Annotated in this window: 1 protein-coding gene and 1 pseudogene; both read left to right on the forward strand. The window is 66.8% G+C overall.

What is annotated here, in order from left to right:
• Positions 1 to 127, forward strand: a pseudogene (locus tag AC1VAN_RS20050) (histidine kinase); the annotation flags it as partial.
• Between the two features lie 275 nt (positions 128 to 402).
• Positions 403 to 2,028: TonB-dependent receptor (locus AC1VAN_RS20055; RefSeq protein ID WP_480986559.1), on the forward strand; the 1,626-nt coding region annotated here is incomplete at its 3' end.

The raw sequence follows: 2,028 nt of genomic DNA on the forward strand, positions 1-2,028 counted from the left end.
GGGCGCGCAGGTGGCGGTGAGTGGGTTGTTCCACCTGCAGCAGCCGGATGCGGCGATTGCCGCAGTGGCCCGGCAGGCCGGTCTGCGCAGCCAGCGCCTGCCGGGCGGCGCGTTGTTGGTGTGGTGATGCCACGGGACTAGTGGGTGGGTTCATCCACGCATGGCGTGGATCTACTGGCGTGATTCGTGTTCATCCACGCATGGCGTGGATCTATTCGGGCGCATGGTAGATCCACGCCATGCGTGGATGATCTGTCGATCAACGAAAAAAACCGTGGGCAGATCCGATCCCACCTTGTCTCTAGTGGTATAGCCAGAGCGAAACCGCGTTTCTTCTCAAGCCAACCGAGCCGCGTGCACCCGAAGTGCGCACGGTCCCGCCACCTTGAGGAGTCACCGTTCATGCCGTTCCCGGCATCCGCCCGTCATCGCCGCGCCACCATCCTCGCCCTGGCCATCGCCACGGCACTGGTTCCCTTCGCTTGGGCGCCGACCGCCCGCGCCCAGGCCGCTACCGCCTCCGTGCGCGCGTATGCCATCCCCGAACAAGCCCTGGCCGGCGCAGTGCGCAGCTTCGGTCGCCAGTCGCAGGTGCAGGTGGTGTTCCGCAGCGATCTGGTGGAAGGGCGGCGCTCGCGCGCAGTGCAGGGCCAGTACAGCCCCGCCGAGGCACTGGACCAGTTGCTGCAGGGCAGTGGCCTGCGCGCGCAGCAGGAGCCGGGCGGTACCTGGACCCTGCAGGCCGCCGCCGATGACGGCGGGGTGGTGGTCACCGACACGCTGAAGGTGGGCGGACGCCTGCAGGCCGACGGCGGCGAAACACGTGATCGTTGGGGATACGACGACGTGTTCGCGCTCGACCTGAGCACGGCCTATTCCGGTCGCGACCGGGTGGAGCGCTATCGCGGCGCCAACCCGGCCGACGTGGTCAAGGACCTGGTCGGTGTGTTCAGCGGCGACGCCCGCAACAGCGGCGCACTGGACCTCAACATCCGCGGCATCCAGGGGCCGGGACGGGTGCCGGTCAGCATCGACGGCGGCGAGCAGGCACTGACCGTATGGCGGGGCTACAACGGCGTCAGCAACCGCAACTACATCGATCCCAACCTGATTGGTGGCATCCAGGTCATCAAGGGGCCAGCGTTGGTGCGCGATGTACACAGCGGTATCGGCGGAGCGATGGTCATCAAGACCCTCGACGTCGACGACATCGTGCCGGCCGGCGAGCGCTTCGGCGGGGAGCTGAAGATCGAAGGTAGCAGCAATGCGGTCTCGCCGCGCCTGCCACGGCTGCACACCGGCGAGGACTACCGCACGGTGGAGGGGTTCCCGCAGTCGTCGCCGGCCTCGCCCTATGCTGACCGCACCCTGGTGGTGCCAGTGAAATCGCGCAGTGGTGACAACCCGTTCGATGGCGATGACCAGGCCTGGCGCCTGGCGCTGGGCTGGCGCGGTGAGAGGGTGGACGTGATGGCCGCCTACGCGTGGCGCAAGCGCGGCAACTATTTCTCCGGCAGCAAGGGCAGTGCGTACTACGACCAGGACCCGCGCGAGCAGTACGAATACCAGGGCATCGACTACATCACCACGCTGGCGCGCTACTTCAAGCCGGGTGATGAAGTGCCCAACACGTCCAGCGAACAGGAGTCGTGGCTGCTGAAGGCCACCTGGCAGATCACCGACGACCAGCAGCTCAAGGCCACCTGGCGGCACACGCTTTCGCACTATGGCGAGATCATGCCCTCGCGCATCCTGTCCGCACCGGATTACGGGCGCATCCAGTGGCCGCTCAGCCGGGTCGATTCCGATGCCTGGAACCTGGAATACCGCTGGCAGCCGGCCGGCAGTCGTTGGCTCGACCTGCGCGCCAACCTGTGGCGAACCGAAACCAACAGCGATACCTACACCGCTGGTGGCTTCCCCAACTTCGCCTCGGGCAACCCCGATTGGGATTCCAGCCGCAGTCCGATCCTGCGCAACACCGCCCTGGCCAATGCCCGCAACGATCGTACCGGGCTGACCCTGAGC

Source organism: Stenotrophomonas sp. 05L44_2 (genome assembly GCF_056665995.1).